The following is a 21,706-nucleotide window of genomic DNA, read 5'->3' on the forward strand; positions in this document are numbered from 1 at the left end:
TCGGTCTCCTTTTCGTATCCCTCCTGCCATGTACGATACCCTCAGCATGCGCCTGGCCCTTCTGGCTGCCCCTCCCTACCTCCTCCGGCCCGGAACTGGAGATGACAGTCAGAGCGGATTGTACGGATGTCGCCGCTGGAGATGCACTGGATTACACATGCATCCTCCGAAACACCGGAGATCGCGCGCTCTCAAACATATCTGTGACAGATGGTGCAAGAGAGATCGGGTTTCGCGACACACTGCCCCCTGGGGACGTCTTCATAATAAAAGCGAAGACGCCGCCTCTGTTATCGCCATCGCGGTTCAGGATCACTGCAATCGCGAATGGAGAAGAGCTCGCATCCCGGGAGATCAGCGTCGGGGTTCTGGAAAAAGATATGCGACACATACCATATCCCGCTCTCAGGGCGACTGTTGAGGCCAGCAGGATCGGCGGAGGTGCAGAGTACAGGGTCAGGATCGCGAATCTTGGAGAGAGGGAGCTGAGGCGGGTTAAGATAGTCGACCGCAGGAACAGCGTCCTTGGCATAATACCCGTTCTCGGGCCCGGCGAGAGCCACACGCTTGTGATCGGCTCCATGGCTGATAAAGATCTAAGAGTTCTTGCTGTAAACAATGCAGGAGAGTCTCTTGTCGGTGACGTCAGATACTCCGGGTCGCGCTCATCATCCGTGACCGCAGACCAATCAGAGACCACCCTCAGAACCATGGAGTACAGACCATCCGGCGGTCTGGATCTGATCCTCGAGACGAGCACGACCAGGGCGAGAGCCGGGGAGAATATAAGCTACCGCTGCACGGTCAGGAACTCATGCAGTGATGTCATCTACAACGTGGATCTGCTATGCCACGAAAAGAGGATGACAACCCAGTTCATCCTGCCCGGAAGATCCATGAGCCTGGAGGGCAACTTCACCATCAACTCCACTGCAGATCTCAGGGCAAACGTATCCGGGAGCGGCAGGAACGGTGTTCCGGTCGCGAATGAGACATCTGTGACGGTATGGGTCGTCTCGCCCGAGCTGGAGATACGTGCAAGCGCTTCTCCGGCAGAGATAATATCGGGCGGGGTGACAAACATCACAGTCAGGCTCGAGAACTCCGGCTCGGATCTGCTCAGGGAAGTCTCTGTGGAGGACAGCTTCGGCCATATCGGGGAGATAAAGGAGCTGAAGCCTGGAGAGGTCATCCATGTCAGCAGGAGGAGGCAGATCTCATCATCGATAGATGACATTGTAATGGCCTCTGCCAGGGACTCGACGGGCAAGGAGATTTACGCATTCGCCCAGGTCTATGTGCATGTATACAGAGCCGGTATGAACCTCTCGCTTGATCAAGAGGAGCTTGTTCTCTATCCAGGGGAGGAGTCTGAGGTCCTGTGCACAATAGAGAACACCGGAGAGGTATCCCTCATGAACGTGACGCTTTCCGGAATCAGGAGCGGCAGGATCGGGGAGATCCCTCCGGGAACAGAGACAAGGATAGCGGCATCCATCTCATCCGGTGTCTCAAAAGATGTGACGATCACAGCAACCGGCTACGGAGCTGGCGATCAGGTGGTCTCTGACACAGCGGTTTTATCCCTGAAGGTCATCCGGCCGAACATAACGCTATCTGTGATGCCAGCCCGCGTTATGGCTCCTGCAGGAGATGAATTCAACGTGAGCTGTCTCGTCTCCAACTCCGGCACCGATCCCCTGTACGATGTGCGGATCTCGGAGTCGGAGATGGGCCCCCTTGCCACCCTCGGAGACCTGGCGCCTGGCGAGTTCAGGACCGTCAATCCATCAATCACCGTCAACGAGAACCGCACGCTGATCTTCACAGCAACCGGCAGAGACGCCCGCGGCAGGATCTGGAGCGCAGGTGCGCGCTCCGAGGCGGTTGTGGTCGAGGCCGCTCTGGACCTCAAGGTCAGCGTCTCACCAGAGGCGGCGCGCTTCGGGGAGAAGGTGACCATCTCCTGCACCGTGGAGAACGTCGGCGGCGTGCCGCTGCATGAGATATTCGTGACGAGCAGGGTGATAGGACCGATGGGTAGCATCGATTTCCTGGCACCGAAGCAGAGAAAAACGGTGACCATGACGATCCCGCTCACAATGGACATCTCCGATACTGTTACAGCTGAGGGGCTGACCCCATCGAGGGCACATGTTCTGGACAGAGAGCCGCTGGGCATACGGCTTCTCAAGGGGCTAGAGCCGAGGCCGGAGAAACAGCAGAACACCGCTCCGGCTGCATCAAACGCAGGCGTCTCTGTTAACGAATCCACAGCAAAAGAGACCGGTGCTAATGAGAGCGCTCTGAACAAAAGCGAATCTATCGCATCGCTCTCCAGCACAACAAACATCACCGGCTCCGTCAACGGCGATGCCGCTGGATATTCGTCCTCTGGAAACGCGGCCGCATCTGAGAACGTGAGCAGAGCTGTGAAGGACGGAACATCTGGTGTGCTGGGCTCTGATGGATACCGTGAAGGCATCTCTGCATCCGGAGATCAGTCCGCACTCTCCATCCTCAGGGAGGTGATCAGATACATCCAGGATCTGATCATGAGAAAGCAGATAGATGTGCCGGGCCGGAACGTCACCGGGGAGAATCCGCCATCTGAATCCGGCATCTCCATCGACGTTCAGGATCCATCCCTGAACACCACGCTGGGGATAGAGGGCGTGAGGGAGAGGCGAGCACCGGTCCGCATTCTGGATGTCACTGCGATACCTCCTGAGCCGGTTGCAGGCGCTCCTGTCAGGGTTGTCGCCCACGTCAGAGCGGATACAGATGTGGATTCTGTCATCCTTGAGTACGGGGTGGCGGACCAGAGCATAGCCAGAGCTGATATGGTCAGCATGAAGAGAACCGCACAGATCAAGATGCTGCTGGAGAGCGGAAACAGGAGGGACGGCTACTGGAGCTGCCTGATCCCCGGACAGAGCGCAGGAACGATCCTGGGGATATCGGTCAGGGCCGCATGCAGCCAGAGCAGCGCAGAGGACGGGCCGTACATGCTGCAGTGGGTCTCCCAGGCTCCTTCAAGAAGACCGAGCCCGCTGGTTGAGACGAAAGCAAGTGGAGATGGAATGCTCTACATCGAGTCCACGACCGTGAGCGGGAGGGGGGAGGTCTCGATAAGGGATACCTTCACGGAGAACGCCCTGACCTATGAGGAGGATCTGAAGGGAAGCGGGAACCTAAACATGGAGTCTGTCAGGTGCATGGAGAAGTCGAACCCCACGGTCAACTTCAGCGAGGTCAAGGACATATCCTTCGATGGGGGCGTTCTGAAGGGGTTCAAGCGGTTCGACTCGCCTGTATTCCACGGCGGGATGGGGGCGAGCATCACAGAGCGCTTTAACATGAGCCAGCTCGACAAGAGCGAGCGCGGAATGATAAGATCTATAAATTATAAAAACAACACTGTTGCGTTCTCCACAGAGCAGGCGTTTGAGGGGATGTGGAACACCAGAACCGAGTACTCCAAGTTCAGCAAGAAGATGAAGGCGGATCAGAGGCTCACCGGAAGCTTCCAGATACAGAAGAACATAAAGTTCCAGGACTGAGCACCGGAGGTCGCAATAGGATGAAATTTTCTCCGGCCGATTGGACAAAATGTGCTTGGCTCATCCCAGTGATTCGGCGATAGGTAAACTCACAGAAGAATACTGAGTTTATTGATGCTGATTTTGGTTACCAGAGTCAACTCTCCGAAGAATCGACTGCATAAGCCATGGGCTTTTATGGTGAATGTTTGTCATGAAATGTTTTTCTGTTTCCATGATCTGAGATCGACACGCTCTGCCCCAGCAAGCAACGCCACTTCCTCTCCGGTCTTAAGGCCGGAGCTTCCTGCACTTCGACTCGCCTCGACTTTGTCGAAGCCTATCGATTGTATCGAGAGCCTTCGAAGCCCTTCGACGAAGTCGAAGGTTTCATTGATCTGTTTCACCCAGTATGCTTCTACTAAAGTAGAAGCAGCGGCTACTTCAGTGGCCGCTTCTCCACAGGCTCTACCCCTCAGTCTGGGGGTGATACAGGCTTACTCCGGCCAGAAGACCGGAGTTTGCGCCCTGTTGCTCTCTATCAGATTCCGTAGAGCTTGCGTATGCCTGCTATATCCCCGCTGCCGAGCGTCCTCTGCGGGTCGTTGTAGCTGTTCATTATCTGTGAGTAATCCCCTCTCCTCGGATCTGTGCTGGGCAGCGTGTACAGGTCTCCCAGCCCGAGCGTGTGGCCGAGCTCGTGGAGGGCAACCGTCTGGACGTCGAAGATTCTGCCGTTATTGTTCACAGCTGTGCTCCAGTCAGTCGTCCAGCTGTACCTTGTGTTGTAGCTGACATCTGATTCTAAAACGGTGTAGTAACCGTTCACCTTCGGATATCCGTATCTGGTTCTGGAGTATGCGAGAGCTGATGGAGCCAGCGAGAGGTACTTCCAGGCGTGCACGCTGTATCCGTCATATGGGTTGTCAGCATTCTTCCTGGAGTCAACGATGACCCCGCCGTCGTAGAACAGGTTTCTTGAGGTCACACCATCCCATGTGTCAGCAGCGCTGGTTAGTGCTTCTCTCACAGAATTTGAATTCAGACCTTCAGATGCGAGGTTGCTGTCTGCCTTCAGGTAGAGCACCAGCGGGCTCGCCCTGTTCCAGCGCCACCCTGTGGTTGTGTACGAGAGGGGGCTGTTCTGGTAGTACGTCATCGCATTCGTCCTCACATTGCTCTTCCTGGCATCTGCTGTGCTCACGTGTGCTGCATTCACGCTGAATGTTCCTATACCATCGCCTGCGACCCTCAGCCCCTCAACCACGATGCCGAAGTCGTTGCTCCCGACGATGCTCATATCCTGCGAGTCCATCCATCTGGTCCCATCGACAGATACCTGGCCTGTGATCGATGTGTCTGATGAGCAGAGATCAGCATCGATCTTTCCCTCCCCGATGATTTCACCAGTCACCGCCATCCCGCTATCGCCGGTGGTGGAGATCGATCCGACCACTCCGATCTCTCCCTCGAGGGATGTGCTCTGAGCCCCTGAAACAGAACCGCCAGATGTGGTGGACTGTGCTGTTGAAATTAAACCGTTCTCAACCTGTGCGATGTTGCAGACGGCATCAGAAACGCTGGTGCCTGCTGAGACTGCAGCGATATTTCCGGCGCCAGAGACGCTCTGGCTCATGCCTCCTGAGGTGCCGGATGCGCTCAGAGCGGTAGACATACCCAGAGCGCCATAAGACTGTGCCGCGGCCTCGATTCCGTACGCACCGCCGGAAACGCTCTTCGTCACGAGATTCAGTCCCGTGCCTGAGAGGCTCGTCGACTGCGATACTGCGCCGGAGCTGAGATCTGTTGTCTCTGCCATCGCTGTTGAATCATCTAGCTTGTACGTCTCCGAGACGGAGACAGAGCCGCTGTAGCCGCTCGATCCGTAGCTCACAGAGATGGCATGTGCCATGGGCAAAAATAAAGCAGCGAGAAGAAGACACACCCCCACTCCATTTTTGTTCACGATCATAATACCACCAACCCCTGCACACCGATCAGATGGCAGGGAAATCCGTCTGGATACTGAACCGGATCTCAGTGTCTCTATAACACTGTTACGTACTTCAATTACTGATCTTATATAAGCATTCCTCAGCGTGCAGGCATCATGGAATCCGCGTGCTCTGGCATAACGCCACACAAATCCACAGGGTCGCATGGCCACAGCTCGATGATACGGCTCCTGTGATGAATCTTCTGCCAAGATGCAGCATGCTGTGGTTGCCTGTGGTTCGAGGTATGAGGTCTGCTCAGACATCACTCGATCCGGCTACACATATCGGATATGAGAGATCGGATATGAGAGTTTCAGGAGCCAAAAGATATTAACTTCAGTCGATAACCTTGTACCATGGAAAACTCCATCCAGCTCGGCAGGGTCATGGGCATACCGATAAGGCTTCATGTGACATTTCTTCTGATCATCCCCTGGGTTGCATATCTCTTCGGAAGCGTCAACGCCACAGTCTTCGGAAAGCTGTACGGCTTTGGAGCGGTCGAGCCCCCGCTCATAAGGTGGGCCTACTCGCTCGTCTTTGCCGTGCTGCTCTTTGTCTGCGTGGGGCTTCACGAGCTCGGCCATTCATTTGTTGCGAAAAGGTACGGCATAGAGATAAGAAGCATCACCCTTTACTTCTTCGGCGGCGTCGCGTCGATGGAGGAGATCCCCAGAAACCCATCGATGGAGCTGAGGATGGCGATAGCAGGACCGGCAGTCAGCGGGGTTCTTGGCGTGATGTCGATACTGCTTTACACGCAGTCAGAATCAATTCTGGGAGAAAGCCATCCGTTCTCCATACTCCTGTGGACGCTGGGAATAATGAATATCATTCTTATGATATTCAATCTCATCCCTGCCTTTCCCATGGATGGCGGGCGTGTGCTCAGGGCGTGGTTCTCCACCAGGATGCCGTATGTGGTCGCGACAAAGAACGCAGCCGCCCTCGGAAAGATCTTTGCGGTATTTCTCATATTCCTAGGGCTCTTCACGCTGAACTTCCTCACGCTCATCATAGGCATATTTCTATACATAGCGGCCTCTGAGGAGGACAGGAGCACCACAATAGCAGACAGCCTGCGGGGCATCAAGGTGAGACACATAATGTCAAAAGATGTTAGGGTCGTGCCCCCTGAGATGAGTCTGGAGGAGCTGATGCGCCTGATGTTCTACGAGAAGCACAGGGGCTACCCTGTGATGGTCGGTGATGATCTTGTGGGGATAGTGACGATCACGGATCTGCAGCGCGTTCCAGAACACCTGCGCGAGACCACCCGCGTCGGAGACGTCATGACCAGAAACATATATGTCATAGGGCCGGATGATGAGGCGACAGCTGCCATAAAGATCATGGGCGACAAGAAGATAAGAAGGCTCCCCGTCATCGAGGATGGCAGGCTGGTGGGTATAATATCAAGAGAGGATCTTCTCAGAGCCATCGAGCTGTGCTCGGATGTGAGGCTGTAAATGGCGGATATCACGGAAGGATCAGCAACGGATGCAAGAAACGAGATCGTGATCATAGGAACTGCACATGTATCAGAGAAAAGCGTTGCCGAGGTCAGAGAGGCCATAGAGCAGACCAGGCCGGATATAGTCGCGGTCGAGCTCTGCCAGAGGCGGTACCTCGCCCTGACCGGCCAGGAGAGGGATGAGGATATAAAGATAAGCGAGCTTCTCAGCGGCGGGAAGATCTATCTGGTTCTGGTCCAGTGGTTGCTCGCATACATCCAGAGGCAGATCGGCTCTGAGATGGGTGTGAAGCCGGGATCTGAGATGCTCGCTGCCATAGATGCTGCCAGAGCGGTCAACGCCAGGGTTGCCCTGGTCGACAGGGACATCAGCATAACGATCCAGAGGTTCTGGTCGGCGATGAGCATCTGGGAGAAGATGAAGATGCTCTGGAGCCTTGTTGTGGCAGCCCTCGGCTTCGGCAAGGAGGATCTCGATGTGGACAGAGTTACAGACTCTGATGTGGTATCTCAGCTCATGGAGGAGTTCAGGAGGATCGCGCCGTCCGCTGCCAGGGCGCTGGTCGACGAGCGGGATGCATACATAGCCAGGAATCTCTACGAGCTGTCTAGATACGGAAAGGTCCTTGCGGTCGTGGGCGCAGGCCACCGCGAGGGGATAATGCGCTACCTCTCAGATCCATCAGGAATTCCGGACACCCGCATCTTCGAGACGCCTCCTGAAAAGGGGCTCAGCCTGGGAAAGGTATTTGGGGTCGCAGTGACGCTGCTGATCATCGCCACGTTTGCGTACATCCTGGTCGCGGGATACTCGAGCGGCGTGGTGCTGCTCGCATTTGGCATATGGTTCCTGGTGACCGGTGGCCTCGCAGCGCTGGGCGTCGTGGCTGCAAGAGGTCATCCGTTATCGATCCTCACAGCATTCATGATAGCCTGGATGACCACACTGAATCCGCTTGTCGCTGCGGGATGGTTCGCCGGAATGGTCGAGGCCTGGAAGAGGAAGCCGACGATGGGGGATGTGAAACGCCTGGCAAGCGCTGAGAGCATGGGTGAGATGATAGAGAACAGGTTCTTCAGGGTGGTGCTCGTGGCCGCCCTTGCAAACCTCGGCGCAACCCTGGGCACGTTTATCGGAATATACATAATATGGCACCGGATGGGGCTGATCGATCCGCATGCCATTCTGAGCCATATAATATGAGCCCGCCTGGCAGAACCACCGGGATTGTCGGGATCTGGCGCCCACCGAGCACCCATGCGATGTAACCAATGGCGCCGGCATTTTCATAGAGGCTCATCCTGGTGATTTAGCGGATCGGTAACCCCTCATAAAGAGGCAGAGCATATTGTACCTGATTGGAGTTACAGGAGTTCGCCACTCCGACGATTCGGCTGCATGAGCATGCAGAGAAAAAAACACGCATGGATATGGATGGAATGCTTGGAGTTATGCGATTTTCGTCAGGACCCAGAACGCTCCTGATGCTCAATCTCATTGCAATGTGCCTATCCGGTGATCTCCAGGATCTCGTGGTAATCCATCGCGCTTCTCAGATCCCTCATGCTCACCTGGTAACGCGCTGCAATCGCGTCCATCATACTGAACCAGCTCATCTCACCATCATGAGATGAGAGCTTCAGGTCGTGGTGCGCCCTGAAGAGGGCGTGAGGATACCCTGGAGATTCGGATGATCCTGAGAACGCGGCTGTTTTTGAGAAAGCAGATGCGACACGTCCATTCATGTAAGACGGAACATCAACCCTGAAGGCCCGATCGCCCATGGGGTGGAACAGAACCATGTAGATGCTGCCCTGCCAGCGCTCCTCCTGAGGATCAGGATGGACATTCTTTCCGCTGAGATCCACGTACCAAGCCCTTCCAGGCAGCAGGCTCTTCCCGAGCCGTGAGAGATGGTACACCAGAGGCATCGATATATCTCCCCACGAGAAGCTGCTGGACTTGCTAACGCCCAGAAGATCCACGCCGCGCTCCGATGCTCTCCTTACGATCTCAGCCAAGACCCTGCCGAAAGGGCGATCCTTCCATATCGCGAAGCCGCCATCATAAAGAATAAGATCTCCTTCTTCAGATTCAGAAAGCGCTGCATCGAGAGCCACATACTCCTGGAGCTCTCTGAAGTATGTGGAGATCCTCTCGAGCTCGCTCCCGCGGAGGCTGCTGAGATCGATGTCTCCCATGCCGAGCCTCTCGAGCGGCTCCCCGAACCACTCCATGTAGGCTCGCCTGTCAGCGACGAAGAGATCATCGTAGGTCACCGTGGTCCTCTCCCTTCTTCTGCCTCTGTAAACCACATACCCTGCACGGATGCGGTTCGCTTTGACCACGGAGAGATCGCAGACCTTGATGTTGGAGCCGTCGACCGCGAAGATCCTGCCGTCGAACGGCTGCGGCTCCACTGGCACGAAGTCTCTCTTTTTTATACCGGTCTGGCGCATGAACTCCTCAGGTCCTGTGCTGAGATACCTGATCAGAGATTCTGCTGCTCTCTCAAGACTCGTCCGGGCGCTCATGCTTCATGGCCTCTCTCGCTATCCTTATCGCGCAGAGGTCGCTGCACATAGTGCAGGTCTCCACATCGATCCCTCTCCTGTGTCGTATCCTTCTCGCTCTTGTGGGATCAATGGCCTCTCTGAACTGTGACTCCCAGTCGAGCCTCGCCCTCGCATCTGCCATCCTTCTGTCCCATGCCCTAGCGCGCTCCCTGACGCCGGGTTTTGTGAGGTCAGCAGCATGAGCTGCGATCTTCGTCACCACGGTCCCCTCGACGATGTCCTCTAAGGTGGGAAGATCGAGATGCTCGCTGGGCGTGGTGGCGCAGAGGAAGTCAGCGCCTGCCATGCCGGCGATAAGCCCGCCCATGGCAGCTGTGATGTGGTCGTACCCTGGGGCTATGTCTGTGACGATCGGACCCAGGAGATACAGGGGGGCACCGTCTGTGAGGTGCTTCATCGCGCGCACGCTTGTCTCTATCTCATCCGCAGGCACATGGCCCGGACCCTCAACCATCGCCTGTACGCCAGCCTCTCTTGCCCGCGCAACCAGCTCCCCCAGCATTATGAACTCCATGTACTTCGCCCGGTCGCTCGCGTCCTCTATGCACCCTGGCCTGAGACCATCGCCCAGGCTCAGCGTCAGATCGTACTCCTTCGCGATCTCGAGCAGGTAATCGAACTCCTCGTAGTAGGGATTCTCCTCTCCTGTCTCAGTGATGTACTTCATCGTCAGAGAGCCACCGCGTGAGACCACGCCCATCAGCCTCGGATCCCTGCTCAGGCGCCTAATCGACTCCTTGTTCACGCCGACATGGACCGTGACGAAATCCACACCATCTCTTGCATGCCGCTCCAGAGCGTTGAACATGCCCTGTGATGTGAGCCTGTTCTCCACAGCGGCCTGGTATATCGGGACGGTTCCAACCGGAGCATCCACCTCCCTGATGATCGCCCTCCTGATCTCATCCAGATCCCCTCCAGTTGAGAGATCCATGATCGTATCAGCTCCGGCGTTCACAGCTGCCAGCGCCTTCTCCACCTCCTCTTTGAGGTTGGAGAGCGAGGGGGATGTGCCGACATTGACATTGACCTTTGTGCAGAGAATCTCTCCGATGCCCACCGCCCTCTCTCTGGCGCGGCGGGCGTTCATGGGAACCACCACACGCCCTGCTGCCAGGAGCCTCCTGAGCGCTTCCGGATCCACTCCCTCGGTCTCAGCGGCCCTCCTGAGCGCATCGGGTATTTTCCCCTTTCTTGCGTCTTCCATAAGAGTCATGTTACCATTATATATTCAGACGTTATCTGGCCAGAAGGTGTTTAGATGGTTGAGGTGCATAAGGTTAGCGGTGCGGCCTACGACGGCAACGCGTACCTGGTCATGGCCGAGCGGCCGGTCCTGATCGATGCCGGGATGTTCTCGGAGCCCACAATCAGAAATATTAGAAGGTTCATGGATCCCGAGGAGCTCGAGATGATCATTCTCACACACTGCCATCACGATCACTCTGCAGCAGCGCCTGCGATAAAGGAGAGAACTGGTGCCAGGATACTGCTGTCGAAAGAGGAGATAGGTCTTGTAGGAGATGATCTGGCCACTGTGGCGTACCTCTTCGGCGAGACCGCGCCGGAGTTTGAGGTTGATATGCCCCTAGAGGATGGCATGGTTCTCGATCTCGGGGATCTGAAGCTTGAGGTCATCCACACGCCTGGACACTCCCCGGGAAGCATATGTCTCTATGAGCGGCGCGAGGGCATTCTCTTCTCAGGGGATACTGTATTTCCTGACGGTAATATAGGAAGGACGGATCTCTTTGGGGGATCCACAGAGGATCTCGTGAGATCAATAGAGAGATTGCTGGAGCTGGATGTGAGCTGCATGTACCCGGGGCACATGGGGATAACGTGCAATAATGTAAAGGCGCAGATAAGGGAGAGCCTGAGGTTTGCGAGGAGGTTCCTATGAGCATTGAGACCATGCGGTTATCGAGGAGACAGAGGACGCGCTCAGGGGTTTGCGAGGAGGTTCTATGAGCATTGATGAGATCATTAAAAGAGAATCGCAGGCGATATTCCAGACATACACACGACAGCCAGTACTGATAGCTCGCGGATCCGGAGCGAGAGTGTGGGATCAGGACGGGAGGGAGTACATAGACTTCGTTGCAGGTATAGCTGTGAACAACGTTGGACACTGCCATCCGAGGGTTGTGGAGGCCATAAAGAGGCAGTGTGAGGTTCTAATACACACATCGAATCTCTACTACACAGAGAACCAGGTCAGGCTTGCAGAGGAGCTGAAGTCCCTGAGCGGCATGGATAAGGTGTTCTTCTGCAACTCGGGCACCGAGAGCGTGGAGGCCGCACTGAAGCTGACGCGCAGAGCAACCGGAAGATACGAGGTCGTCGCTGCGACAGGCAGCTTCCACGGCAGGACGCTGGGCGCTCTAGGGCTGACATACAAGGTCAACTACAGGGAGCCTTTCCGCCCCCTCAGCGAGGCAACATTTGTGCCCTACAATGATACAGAGTCGCTGAAATCGGCTGTGAGCAGGAGAACTGCAGCCGTGATCCTGGAGCCGGTCCAGGGCGAGGCCGGGGTTTATCCTGCGTCGAACGAGTATCTTCGGGCTGCCAGGGAGATATGCGATGACAGCGGAGCTATTCTCATCTTCGATGAGGTTCAGACAGGATTCGGAAGAACAGGAAGATGGTTCGCGAAGGAGCACAGCGGTGTGATGCCCGACATCATGACCCTGGCGAAGGCGATCGCCGGCGGGCTTCCAATGGGCGCGATGCTCTCCACGGAAAACATCTCCGGCTGCTTCCAGCGCGGTGATCATGCATCCACCTTTGGCGGAGGGCCCCTGGTATGCGCAGCGGCGCTCGCATCGATATCTGCGATAAGGGATGAGAATCTTGTGAGAAGATCTGAGGAGATGGGTTCGTACCTGAAGAGAGAGCTCAGCAGGCTCCCTGTAAGCGTCCGCGGGCTTGGTCTGATGGTGGGCGTTGATATAAAGGGAGATGCGAGATCTGTTGTGGATGCAGCCCGCGAGAGGGGCGTGCTGCTGAACAGCACTGGCGAGCACACGCTCCGGCTGGTGCCACCTCTTGTGGTCACAAAAGATGAGATAGATCGCGTGGTGAACGTCATTGGAGAGATACTCTAGACTAAGACCTGTGCTTTCCAGCCTGAGGCCGTACGTCGCAGGTAGGGGGATCGAGGAGATCTCCAGGACCTACGGGATACCCCCTGAGAGGATCGTTAAGCTGGGGAGCAACGAGAACCCGTACGGACCGAGCCCTGCCGTCAGAAAGGCGATCGCTGATGTGCATCTGCATCTGTATCCTGAGGTCGATGGGCTCGTAGATTCGATAGCATCGTACACAGGCTTTCCGGAGAGCCAGGTGCTCGTGGGCTCCGGAATGGATGGGGTGATCGATACCCTATCCCGCCTCTTCCTGGATCACGGAGTTCGCGCGCTGATCCCGACTCCGACATTCAGCTTCTACGAGATCGTCACGACCCTGTGCGGCGGAGAGCCGGTGTTTGTCAGGCGGTCCAATACATCCAAGATTATCGAGCATCTGAGCGATGACAGCATCGGCATGGTCTTCATATGCTCCCCGAACAATCCAACAGGAGAGGTCATGGATGAGGAAACGCTGCGATCAGTGATCGAGGCAACCGATGCAGTGGTCTTCCTGGACGAGGCATACGTGGAGTTCGCGGAGAGGAGCATGGTTGATCTGGTGAAAGAGTACGAGAACCTCGTTGTCGGTAGGACCATGTCGAAGGCGTTCGGCCTCGCTGGAGTTCGACTCGGCTATGCGCTTGCCCCAGAATGGATCGCCGAGGCTTACAGAAAAGCTGCTCCGCCATTCTTTGGTGTCACAACACCTGCGGTTGCGGCTGGAATTGCAGCGCTGAGCGACCTGGAGCACATGCGGCGATCTGTGGAGAGGATAAAGAGAGAGAGGGAGCTTCTCCTCTCGGAGATCGTGGAGGCGAGCCCGTCGTGGGGGAACTTTCTTTACATAGAGACCTCAGAGAGGTCTGATGTCATAACAGAGAGGATGCTCAGGAAGGGCATCATAGTCAGGGACTGCAGATCCTTCAGGGATGCCGGAGATCACCACATCCGCGTGACCGTTGGAACTCCGGAGCAGAACGCACGGTTTCTTGAGGCCTACAGGGAGCTATGCGGATAGCGCTGACAGGCACCCCTGGGACCGGAAAGACCACGGTCTCGAGGCTTCTCCCGTTCAGGGTCGTGAATCTCAATGATCTTGTGAGAGCAGGGATAAGCGCAGGCTTCGACCCAGAGAGGGAATGCCTGGAGGCCGACATGGATGCTCTTGAAGAAAAGATCAAAGAGATCGAGCGGTCGAGCAGGGAGGATGTTCTTATCATCGAGGGGCATTTCGCACATCACTTCGCAGACGAGGCGATAGTTCTTAGGCTTCACCCAAACCTGCTCCGCAGGCGCCTGGAGGCCCGTGGATACAAAGAGAGCAAGATCAGGGAGAACGTAGAGGCAGAGGCGATCGATCTCATACTGATCGAGGCGCTGGAGCTCTGCTCCACGGTGCACGAGATCGACACAACAGATCTGAGCCCTGAGGAGGTGGCATCGATCATAACGGCCATAATAAAAAAAGATGTCAAGATGCCCCCTGGAGGCATCGACTGGCTGGGGGATCCGGAGATTGACCTTGGATGATCTCAGAGATGCATCGAGATCGCTCACAGAGCCGGTGGCTGAGATCGTCGATAGGGCTGGGCTGACCCCCAACATGCTCTCAGTCCTCTCGCTGTTCTTCTCATCTCTTGCATTCCTCTTCTACTACCTCTCAGCCTCTGATCACAGAATGCTCTTCGCAGCTGCAATCATGGTCATGCTCAACGGGATTGCGGATGCTGTGGACGGCGCGCTGGCACGCAGGATTGGATATGCAGATCGGAGAGGAGATTTCCTGGATCATGTGATCGACAGGTACTCTGATGTGCTTCTGCTATCAGGAATAATCTTCGCCGGATATGTCATGTGGGAGATAGGCCTTCTCGCGGTCGTCGGTGTTCTCATGACCAGCTACATCGGCACGCAGGCGCAGGCTGTAAGCCTCAGGAGATGCTACGGAGGCATGCTCGGCAGGGCAGACAGGCTTGTCTTCCTGATCATCGCGACTCTTGCAAATGCCCTGTATCCACACAGGATAGAAGGCCTCCAGGTACTCGGCTGGATGGTGCTGATCGTCATGGTGCTGAGCCACATCACAGCGATGCAGCGCTTCGTCCACATCTGGAGGAGCCTGGATAGATGATCAGCACAGCGCCAAGTGACCTACAAAGGTGCCGAGCTCAGTGATACAGCACAGCTGTTTACGCCATGATAGATAGCAGCATGGAGCAAACTCCGGTCTTCAAGGCCGGAGAGCAGGTCACATAACATGCTTCTGTCATTCGTATCCCCCATGCTAGACAAAATAAGACATTGAAGATCAAAATAATACATTAATACTAATAATAAAACATAACTCAATAAATAGATCATTCTTCATGATTTTTACTGCAATCCACAGCACTTATTCAAATATCGTGTGCTTCACACGCCACCTTTATATGCCACAATGAAACACGCTATCATGCATCAGAGGGAGGAGATCTATTTGTTCGGTCTGCCGACTGAGACTCTCATCACGGTAACAATGGTGCCCGGCATCATAGCTCTGGTTCTTCTGGGCTGGGCGTTGAGGTGGAGCTGATGGACTTCAACATGGCAATCATTCTCGGCCTGTATCTGGTGGGGCTTCTCGCCATAGGAGCATGGGCCTCGAGGAAGATCAGATCATCTGAGGACTTCATTGTCGCAGGAAGGGATCTCGGCTTCTGGCTGCTCACACTGATGATAGTGGCAAGCATCTGCAGCGGAATGACGATCCTCGGGACAAGTGGCCTGGGATACACCGGAGGATGGCCCACGATCTGGGAGCAGATCTTCGTGCCGCTGAGCGCAGCATTCGTCATCCTCGTGTACGGAACGAAGCTCCATGCGATCTCAGAGCGGATGGGATACATCACCATACAGGACTACCTTGCGCAGAGGTTCTACAGCCAGCGCGGGCTGCGCGGGCTCTCCGCAGTGGCGGGTATACTTGTATCGCTGATATACCTCGTGGGACAGTACGTGGCCATCAGCATGGTCCTGAGCTGGATGCTCAAGATCTCATACACAGATGCGCTGCTGATCGGTGCGATAATAGTGATGATATACACGATCATGGGCGGGCTCTACGCGATAGCCTGGGTCTCTCTTGTGCAGGGGCTGCTTATAATACTGGGAGTTCTCGCGGTCTCGCCCTTCATAATCCAGGCAGCCGGAGGTCTCACACATGTCAACAACGTGCTTGCAGGCATTGACCCCAACTACGTGAGGATCTGGTACCCGCAGATGCATCCACCGTATGCGAAATACGCCTTCATGACACCGATGTACCTGGTATCATTCTTCTTCCTGCTCACCTTCGGGCTTGCGAGTGCTCCTCATGTTATAAACAACGTCCTATCCGCCAGGAGCCAGAAGTTCTTCAAGTGGTCGCCGCTTGCTGCATTTGTTCTGTACCTAATAGTGATGTATCTCGTCAAGATCTCTGGTTTTGCATCGAGGGCGCTGGTGGAGGAGGGAGTTATAGCGCTTCCGACGAACGTATCCAACCCTCAGGATTACGCATTTGTTGTCGCAGCGATGCACATCTTTCCAAACATCGCTGGTCCTCTGGTCGCTGTGATAGTGCTCTCCGCAGTGATGTCCACCACCGACAGGCTCATGCTCACCATAGGCAGCTATGTCGGATGGGATATCTATAAGATGTTTTTCAATAAAAAAGCATCTGACAGAAGCATAACCCTGGTGAGCAGAGTAGCGATAGTCTTCTCCGTGATACTGACGCTGATCCTGGCATGGAGGAAGCCTCCTGAGCTTCTGGCCTTCCTGATATGGATGGGGATAGGCATAATGCTCGCCACGTTCGTGGTGCCGATACTCTCCGGACTCTACTGGAGGAGGGCAACAAGAGAGGGCGCGCTCGCATCCATGTCCCTCGGCCTCATCGGGGCGCTTTTGGCAGGATGGTACCACTGGTTTGTGTCGCCTCTTCCGGTGCACTTCAGCTTCTATGGATTCTTAATATCCATGGCATCCATGGTGGTTGTGAGCCTTCTGACCAGATCACCTCCTGTGGATGTTCTGGATGCAACGATGACAGGCATGTACATACGCCCGAAGAGCAAGCGATAACGTCTAATACCAAAATGTATAAGAGGTGGCGGTAGGGCCCGTGGTCTAGGGGTCATGACATCGCCCTTACACGGCGGGGATCACGCGTTCGAATCGCGTCGGGCCCATCGTCACAATCTTCCCTGTCAGCTCCTCGAAATATTTCTATAGGATGTCACATCATTTATTATCATGATAGTTGCTGAGTTCAGTGTGATACCCATGGGCGCTGGCACAAGCGCCGGCAGGTACATCCGTGCGGTGCATGAGATGCTGAGAAATTCAGGCATCAGATTCGTGCCGGGGGCGATGTCCACAGCAGTAGAGGCGGATTCGATCGAGCAGGTCTGCATGATCATCGAGAGGGCGAACAAGATACTGACTGACATGGAGGTGCAGAGGGTGATAACCACTGTGACAATAGACTACAGACTGGACAAGGAGATTTCGATAGACACGAAGCTGAAGGCCCTGGAGAGGAGGTCGTAAAGAGTCCCAGGAGCCGGCTCAGAAATTTTGAGAGATGGGACAGGATCAAAGCTCTGCTGGTAAAGCTTGAGGCAGCATTGAATCGGGAGAGGTCTGCGTATCCAATCCAGGAAGATCCCGCATCTGATCCTCTTGTAAGTCACCGCAGGATCCTGGCTCTTATCAGATCCTTCAGCCTGGCCTCATCGCCCTCAGACGCGATCTTCGGCTTCATCGCACACCGGCTCGGCATCGGTATCAGACCTGCATCCAGAAGCTCATAGTACGCCTCATCGATTCCCATGCATCCCTCCACGTATCTCTGGAGGATACCACGCATGGCCTCCCTCTTATCAGCGGTCATCTTATCGAATCCAGCAACAGCCTGCTCCATCTGGTTGATCATATGATCCGGTGCGCGGAGATCGTATATCTACGTTTCCACAACAAGAGATGAGAAGCGTGCGGAATTGATCGGTGGCGAGAGCCCACACGTCGAACACATCGAAACTGCTTTATGGTTTCACACCAGCGTTCATCTGATGATCATCGATTCGATCACAGTAAGCACCTCGCGCTTCACGAGATACGGCTCTGTATCCGGGCCCGATGATGCTGAGGATCTTTCCGGGAGGGTGATAGTTGACAGGATAAGCGCATCAGGCCACGATTTCAGATACAGGCTGATACCTGATGGAATCAAGCCCGTCCGCCTGGCGCTGCTCGATAGCATTGAGAGGAGCAGCGACGCTGTGATATTCTGCGGGGGCACCGGCCTGGCCCCGAGCGATCTCACCATAGAGGCGATCGAGCCGCTTATCGAGAAGAGCATCCCAGGGTTTGGGGAGATCTTCAGGCTGAGGAGCCTGGAGCAGGTCGGCACAAGGGCGATGCTCACAAGGGCGTCAGCAGGTTTAATCAACAGCATACCGGTATTTGCAATACCGGGATCTCCTGCTGCTGCATCTCTTGGGATAGATCTCATCCTCCAGGAGCTTGAGCACATACTCCAGCATGCGCGGGGCAGATGATCCCAGAGCACAGGAGCACGCGTTTCCATGGCACTTGCATCCCCGACGGCTTGGATGCAGAGCTGCAGAGCTTTTCGACCGTTGGAGTCGAGGCTGCTTTTATGCATCTGCTGATACACAGAGACTCTTTTATAGGTTGAGTTCGCTAAGAATTTGAATGCGGAATTATAGAGTATGAAGAAACGGAGGTTAAGGCGATGGAGACTACGATGCGTGTGCGAGAGATCATGAGCCGCCCGGTGCTGACAGTCGATGCAGATATGGACGTGCTGGATGCTGCAAGCAGGATGATCTCTGCCAACGTTGGCAGCCTGATAGTGGTTCGGGAGGGAAAACCCATTGGAATCATAACCGAGCGAGATCTCGTGAAGAAAGTAGTCGCCAGAGCTGAGGATCCCAGAAGGGTAAGGGTCGGGGACGTCATGAACTCCCCGCTCATAAAGATCCACCCGGATGCAAGCCTCCGTGATGCTGCAGAGCTCATGCTTAAATCCGGCGTGAAGCGGCTTCCGGTCATCTCCAACGATGGCAAACTGCTGGGGATAATCACAGACACAGATCTCGTCTCCGGTGCATCTCTCGGGCTGAACGACATTCTGGCGGATCTCATAGAGATGCACAGGGAGAGCGTTCACTTCCATGAGCCCAGCGAGATGGTCAGGGGGATATGCGAGCGGTGTGGCCAGCTTTCAGACTCTCTGGTCTCTGTTGATGGGGAGATGCTCTGTTGGAGCTGTCGAGATATCAGCAGATGATATTCTCTGCATCGGATTATTGTCAGGCATTCTGGATGGGGAGCGACGATGAAAGTAGCTGATATTATGTCCAGGGATCCACTTTATGTGGAGAAGACAGATTTTGCGACCAGGGCGCGCCAGCTCATAAGGGACAACCACGTGCGCGGACTTCCCGTCCTCGACCCGGATGGTCGCGTCATCGGGATCGTGACAAACCAGGATATGCTCAAGATAACCTCCACGAGGTCGAACGTCACTGTGGCTGGATTCACGGTCCCAGTGCCCACCATCACAGAGGACATGGATATGATGGACGCGGCCAGGCTGATGCTTCAGGAGAAGGTGACGCTTCTCCCTGTCGTGGACTCGCCTACAAATAGAATGCTCAGGGGCGTTGTGAGCCTCCTGGATATATTCAAGCACCTCGACCTCAGCAGGGTTCCGGATATGCCGGTCGATGCCATAATGTCCAGAGATGTGATCACCGCCAGGCCCGACGACCCGATATCCAAGGTATGGGACAAGATGCTTGAGGAGGATATCACCGGTCTTCCAGTAGTGAATGAGTCCGGGAGACCCATAGGGATCATCACCAGGTTTGATATACTGAAAAGGGGGTGGGCCAGGCTGGGCAAGGAGGATATGTACAGGTCGAAGGACACCGCCAAGATCAGAGTGGAGAAGCTGATGAGCACTCCACTGTACAGCATTAAGAGAGACGCCCCGCTCAAGCAGGCTGTAGAGGTGATGCTGAAGCACGACATCGGACGCATCTCCGTGGTGGAGAATGATGTGCTGGTAGGTATAGTTGACAGGTATGATCTTGTTAAAGCGGTCCTTGGTGATGTTTGAATGAAGAGAGTTGATCACAGGATTGGGGACCAGAGGGTCGAGGGGATACCAGTTCCTCCGGGCAGCATGGACAGAGGACCGGTTGAGTTCGATTCGAGGGTGGCGAGACGCCAGGGGGATATTCTCAGCATAGCGAGCACGGAGGTTGTTACTGCTCCACCCACGACAACTATAATCGGCGCGATCAAGATAATGAACAGCTACGGCTTCAGGAGGCTGCCGATAGCGGATGCTGGCACGAACCGGCTTCTCGGATTCGTGACGTGTGTTGATATAGTGGACTTCCTTGGAGGGGGCATAAGGCACAACCTGGTTAGAAAGAAGTACGAGGGCAATATTTTAGCGGCCATCAATGCTGAGATAAGGGAGATCATGAGCACGAAGGTGATCTCAGCTCCAGATACAGCTTCTGTAGATGATGCGCTGAAGATCATGTACGAGCGCAACGTGGGCGGTCTCCCGATCGTGGATGAAAGGTCAAGAATAAAGGCGATCGTCACGGAGGAGGACTTCGTTGAGGTTGTGAGGAGTCTCGACATAGATAGGACCGTCAGGGACTACATGAGCCCGAATGTGGTCACAGCCCCAGCCAGCATGTCCATAGAGAAGACCTCCCGGATGATAGTGCAGAAGGGGTTCAGGCGCCTTCCGATAATCCAGGACGGCGTTCTGACAGGGATCATAACCGCCTCGGACATAATGAAGTACATGGCCTCAGGGGAGGCGTTCGGCAAGATCATAACAGGCGATATAAAGGACGTGATGGAGCAGCCGATAAAGGGCCTCATAAAGAGATCCCTCATCATGACAGATCCAAGGACCAGGCTGAAGGACGCTGCGAACCTGATGGTTGAGAAGGATGTGGGCTCCCTGCCTGTTATGGAGGGCGGCTCGATGGTGGGGATCATAACAGAGAGGGATTTCCTGAGGGCTTTGGCGGAGCATAGGGGAGTTGCGAGATGAGAGTTAAGGATTACATGGCAACACCCGTCTGGGTAGTGGAGAGGAATGAGCCCATCCAGAGGGCCAGGAACCTGATGTTCAAGCATGATATAAGCAGGCTTCCTGTGATGGACAAGGGGAAGCTTGTGGGGATAGTCACAAAGTACGACATATCGAACAGGCTAGCTCAGGCGGCGCCTGAATGGAGGAGGAGGCCGATCGACAGGATCCCTGTTCAGCTCGTGATGACCGAGAACCCGATCACTATATACCCGGATGCGACGCTAACCCAGGCTGCAGAGCTGATGATGGAGAACGAGATCGATGGCCTCCCTGTGGAGAAGGACGGGGAGCTTGTGGGCATAATAACCTCCAGGGATCTGCTCAGGTATTTCGCACAGCAGGACCTCGATTCCAAGGTTGGGGACCTCATGGCAGAGGGCATGGTGAGCGTTCACAGGCATCACACGATAGCGCATGTCGTGGAGCAGATGAACCTTCACGGGGTGAGCAGGGTTCTGGTCTACGAGGACAACATGCGACCTGTGGGAGTAATAACAAGATCTAACCTGACATTTGCGGGAATCTTCGATTCATTCGATCAGCCGAGGATGAAGAGCATAAAGATGACAAGAAAGGAGAGCACAGCCGGGCGGAAACAGTACAGGTACATAAAGCAGGTGCCGCTCGTCGCAGAGGATATAATGTCGTCTCCGATCATCGCTGCACGTGTCGATGACAGAGCGGTTGATGATGCGAAGGTTCTCGTGGAGAAGAGCATATGCGGCATGCCAGTCATCGAGAACGACAGCATGGTTGGTTTCTTCTCCACCAGAGAGATCGTCGCAGAGATAGGGAGATGGTGATGC

At 55.1% G+C, this 21,706-nt stretch carries 20 protein-coding genes and 1 tRNA gene; 16 read left to right on the forward strand and 5 right to left on the reverse strand.

Annotation, left to right across the window (positions count from 1 at the left end; all coding sequences use genetic code 11):
• Positions 1 to 101 precede the first annotated feature (101 nt).
• Positions 102 to 3,563 (forward strand): hypothetical protein, encoded by a 3,462-nt coding sequence (locus tag QFX31_RS01465; RefSeq protein ID WP_348530368.1) that lies wholly within the window; start codon positions 102 to 104, stop codon positions 3,561 to 3,563.
• A gap of 191 nt (positions 3,564 to 3,754) precedes the next feature.
• On the opposite strand, the gene QFX31_RS01470 is transcribed toward QFX31_RS01465, so the two are convergent.
• Positions 3,755 to 3,949 (reverse strand): hypothetical protein, encoded by a 195-nt coding sequence (locus QFX31_RS01470; RefSeq protein ID WP_348530369.1) that lies wholly within the window; start codon positions 3,947 to 3,949, stop codon positions 3,755 to 3,757.
• Between the two features lie 134 nt (positions 3,950 to 4,083).
• Positions 4,084 to 5,514, reverse strand: a complete 1,431-nt coding sequence (locus QFX31_RS01475; protein WP_348530370.1) for a matrixin family metalloprotease — start codon at positions 5,512 to 5,514, stop codon at positions 4,084 to 4,086.
• A 381-nt stretch (positions 5,515 to 5,895) separates the two neighbouring features.
• Here QFX31_RS01475 and QFX31_RS01480 point away from each other — a divergent pair, with 381 nt between their 5' ends.
• Entirely contained in the window at positions 5,896 to 7,008 is a 1,113-nt protein-coding gene (locus QFX31_RS01480; protein WP_348530371.1) for a CBS domain-containing protein, read from the forward strand.
• Positions 7,009 to 8,217 carry a TraB/GumN family protein gene (locus tag QFX31_RS01485; RefSeq protein WP_348530372.1) on the forward strand — a complete coding sequence of 403 codons (1,209 nt, stop codon included), beginning with the start codon at positions 7,009 to 7,011 and terminating at the stop codon, positions 8,215 to 8,217.
• 305 nt (positions 8,218 to 8,522) lie between these two features.
• On the opposite strand, the gene QFX31_RS01490 is transcribed toward QFX31_RS01485, so the two are convergent.
• On the reverse strand, positions 8,523 to 9,548 hold the full coding sequence (locus QFX31_RS01490) for a DNA double-strand break repair nuclease NurA (RefSeq protein ID WP_348530373.1): 1,026 nt from the start codon (positions 9,546 to 9,548) through the stop codon (positions 8,523 to 8,525).
• A complete protein-coding gene (gene thiC / locus QFX31_RS01495; RefSeq protein ID WP_348530374.1) occupies positions 9,526 to 10,806 on the reverse strand; it encodes a phosphomethylpyrimidine synthase ThiC in 1,281 nt (426 codons plus the stop codon). The genes QFX31_RS01490 and thiC overlap by 23 nt, the downstream gene beginning before the upstream one ends.
• A 45-nt stretch (positions 10,807 to 10,851) precedes the next feature.
• Here thiC and QFX31_RS01500 point away from each other — a divergent pair, with 45 nt between their 5' ends.
• From QFX31_RS01500 to QFX31_RS01535, 8 genes are all read left to right on the forward strand, one after another.
• Entirely contained in the window at positions 10,852 to 11,493 is a 642-nt protein-coding gene (locus QFX31_RS01500; protein WP_348530375.1) for an MBL fold metallo-hydrolase, read from the forward strand.
• A 64-nt stretch (positions 11,494 to 11,557) separates the two neighbouring features.
• The gene (locus QFX31_RS01505; protein ID WP_348530377.1) at positions 11,558 to 12,700 is read left to right on the forward strand and encodes an acetylornithine transaminase; all 1,143 of its coding nucleotides are present in this window, start codon (positions 11,558 to 11,560) and stop codon (positions 12,698 to 12,700) included.
• Positions 12,684 to 13,742, forward strand: coding sequence for a histidinol-phosphate transaminase (hisC, locus tag QFX31_RS01510; RefSeq protein ID WP_348530378.1), 1,059 nt, complete (start codon positions 12,684 to 12,686; stop codon positions 13,740 to 13,742). The genes QFX31_RS01505 and hisC overlap by 17 nt, the downstream gene beginning before the upstream one ends.
• Positions 13,733 to 14,254, forward strand: a complete 522-nt coding sequence (locus QFX31_RS01515; protein ID WP_348530379.1) for an adenylate kinase family protein — start codon at positions 13,733 to 13,735, stop codon at positions 14,252 to 14,254. Before hisC ends, QFX31_RS01515 begins: the two co-directional genes overlap by 10 nt.
• Positions 14,247 to 14,855 (forward strand): CDP-alcohol phosphatidyltransferase family protein, encoded by a 609-nt coding sequence (locus tag QFX31_RS01520; RefSeq protein ID WP_348530380.1) that lies wholly within the window; start codon positions 14,247 to 14,249, stop codon positions 14,853 to 14,855. Before QFX31_RS01515 ends, QFX31_RS01520 begins: the two co-directional genes overlap by 8 nt.
• Before the next feature lie 440 nt (positions 14,856 to 15,295).
• On the forward strand, positions 15,296 to 16,828 hold the full coding sequence (locus QFX31_RS01525; RefSeq protein WP_348530381.1) for a sodium:solute symporter family protein: 1,533 nt from the start codon (positions 15,296 to 15,298) through the stop codon (positions 16,826 to 16,828).
• 34 nt (positions 16,829 to 16,862) lie between these two features.
• Positions 16,863 to 16,935, forward strand: a tRNA-Val gene (locus tag QFX31_RS01530).
• Positions 16,936 to 16,999: 64 nt separating this feature from the next.
• Positions 17,000 to 17,296, forward strand: coding sequence for an MTH1187 family thiamine-binding protein (locus QFX31_RS01535; protein WP_348530382.1), 297 nt, complete (start codon positions 17,000 to 17,002; stop codon positions 17,294 to 17,296).
• 139 nt (positions 17,297 to 17,435) lie between these two features.
• Here the strand turns inward: QFX31_RS01535 and QFX31_RS01540 are convergent, their stop codons facing one another.
• Positions 17,436 to 17,681 carry a hypothetical protein gene (locus QFX31_RS01540; protein ID WP_348530383.1) on the reverse strand — a complete coding sequence of 82 codons (246 nt, stop codon included), beginning with the start codon at positions 17,679 to 17,681 and terminating at the stop codon, positions 17,436 to 17,438.
• A gap of 136 nt (positions 17,682 to 17,817) precedes the next feature.
• On the opposite strand from QFX31_RS01540, the gene QFX31_RS01545 reads away from it, so the two are divergent.
• The 5 genes from QFX31_RS01545 (at position 17,818) to QFX31_RS01565 (ending at position 21,703) form a co-directional block, all read left to right on the forward strand.
• Positions 17,818 to 18,306 carry a MogA/MoaB family molybdenum cofactor biosynthesis protein gene (locus QFX31_RS01545; RefSeq protein ID WP_348530384.1) on the forward strand — a complete coding sequence of 163 codons (489 nt, stop codon included), beginning with the start codon at positions 17,818 to 17,820 and terminating at the stop codon, positions 18,304 to 18,306.
• A 197-nt stretch (positions 18,307 to 18,503) separates the two neighbouring features.
• Positions 18,504 to 19,061: a CBS domain-containing protein gene (locus QFX31_RS01550; protein ID WP_348530385.1), complete on the forward strand. Its 558-nt coding sequence runs from the start codon at positions 18,504 to 18,506 to the stop codon at positions 19,059 to 19,061.
• A gap of 66 nt (positions 19,062 to 19,127) precedes the next feature.
• Complete coding sequence (locus tag QFX31_RS01555; protein ID WP_348530386.1) at positions 19,128 to 19,895, forward strand: CBS domain-containing protein; 768 nt, start codon at positions 19,128 to 19,130, stop codon at positions 19,893 to 19,895.
• Positions 19,896 to 20,858 carry a CBS domain-containing protein gene (locus tag QFX31_RS01560; protein ID WP_348530387.1) on the forward strand — a complete coding sequence of 321 codons (963 nt, stop codon included), beginning with the start codon at positions 19,896 to 19,898 and terminating at the stop codon, positions 20,856 to 20,858.
• Positions 20,855 to 21,703, forward strand: coding sequence for a CBS domain-containing protein (locus QFX31_RS01565; protein WP_348530388.1), 849 nt, complete (start codon positions 20,855 to 20,857; stop codon positions 21,701 to 21,703). The genes QFX31_RS01560 and QFX31_RS01565 overlap by 4 nt, the downstream gene beginning before the upstream one ends.
• Positions 21,704 to 21,706: the final 3 nt, after the last annotated feature.

Source organism: Methanothrix sp. (genome assembly GCF_030055635.1).
Lineage (GTDB): Archaea > Halobacteriota > Methanosarcinia > Methanotrichales > Methanotrichaceae > Methanothrix_B.

Excerpts from the sequence above, each read along its gene's own strand:
- QFX31_RS01465 (WP_348530368.1), top strand. The coding sequence starts at position 102 with ATGACAGTCAGAGCGGATTGTACGGATGTCGCCGCTGGAGATGCACTG.
- QFX31_RS01475 (WP_348530370.1), bottom strand. The coding sequence starts at position 5,514 with ATGATCGTGAACAAAAATGGAGTGGGGGTGTGTCTTCTTCTCGCTGCT.
- QFX31_RS01480 (WP_348530371.1), top strand. The coding sequence starts at position 5,896 with ATGGAAAACTCCATCCAGCTCGGCAGGGTCATGGGCATACCGATAAGG.
- QFX31_RS01485 (WP_348530372.1), top strand. The coding sequence starts at position 7,009 with ATGGCGGATATCACGGAAGGATCAGCAACGGATGCAAGAAACGAGATC.
- QFX31_RS01490 (WP_348530373.1), bottom strand. The coding sequence starts at position 9,548 with ATGAGCGCCCGGACGAGTCTTGAGAGAGCAGCAGAATCTCTGATCAGG.
- thiC (WP_348530374.1), bottom strand. The coding sequence starts at position 10,806 with ATGACTCTTATGGAAGACGCAAGAAAGGGGAAAATACCCGATGCGCTC.
- QFX31_RS01500 (WP_348530375.1), top strand. The coding sequence starts at position 10,852 with ATGGTTGAGGTGCATAAGGTTAGCGGTGCGGCCTACGACGGCAACGCG.
- QFX31_RS01505 (WP_348530377.1), top strand. The coding sequence starts at position 11,558 with ATGAGCATTGATGAGATCATTAAAAGAGAATCGCAGGCGATATTCCAG.
- QFX31_RS01515 (WP_348530379.1), top strand. The coding sequence starts at position 13,733 with ATGCGGATAGCGCTGACAGGCACCCCTGGGACCGGAAAGACCACGGTC.
- QFX31_RS01525 (WP_348530381.1), top strand. The coding sequence starts at position 15,296 with ATGGACTTCAACATGGCAATCATTCTCGGCCTGTATCTGGTGGGGCTT.
- QFX31_RS01535 (WP_348530382.1), top strand. The coding sequence starts at position 17,000 with ATGATAGTTGCTGAGTTCAGTGTGATACCCATGGGCGCTGGCACAAGC.
- QFX31_RS01540 (WP_348530383.1), bottom strand. The coding sequence starts at position 17,681 with ATGATCAACCAGATGGAGCAGGCTGTTGCTGGATTCGATAAGATGACC.
- QFX31_RS01545 (WP_348530384.1), top strand. The coding sequence starts at position 17,818 with ATGATCATCGATTCGATCACAGTAAGCACCTCGCGCTTCACGAGATAC.
- QFX31_RS01550 (WP_348530385.1), top strand. The coding sequence starts at position 18,504 with ATGGAGACTACGATGCGTGTGCGAGAGATCATGAGCCGCCCGGTGCTG.
- QFX31_RS01555 (WP_348530386.1), top strand. The coding sequence starts at position 19,128 with ATGTCCAGGGATCCACTTTATGTGGAGAAGACAGATTTTGCGACCAGG.
- QFX31_RS01560 (WP_348530387.1), top strand. The coding sequence starts at position 19,896 with ATGAAGAGAGTTGATCACAGGATTGGGGACCAGAGGGTCGAGGGGATA.
- QFX31_RS01565 (WP_348530388.1), top strand. The coding sequence starts at position 20,855 with ATGAGAGTTAAGGATTACATGGCAACACCCGTCTGGGTAGTGGAGAGG.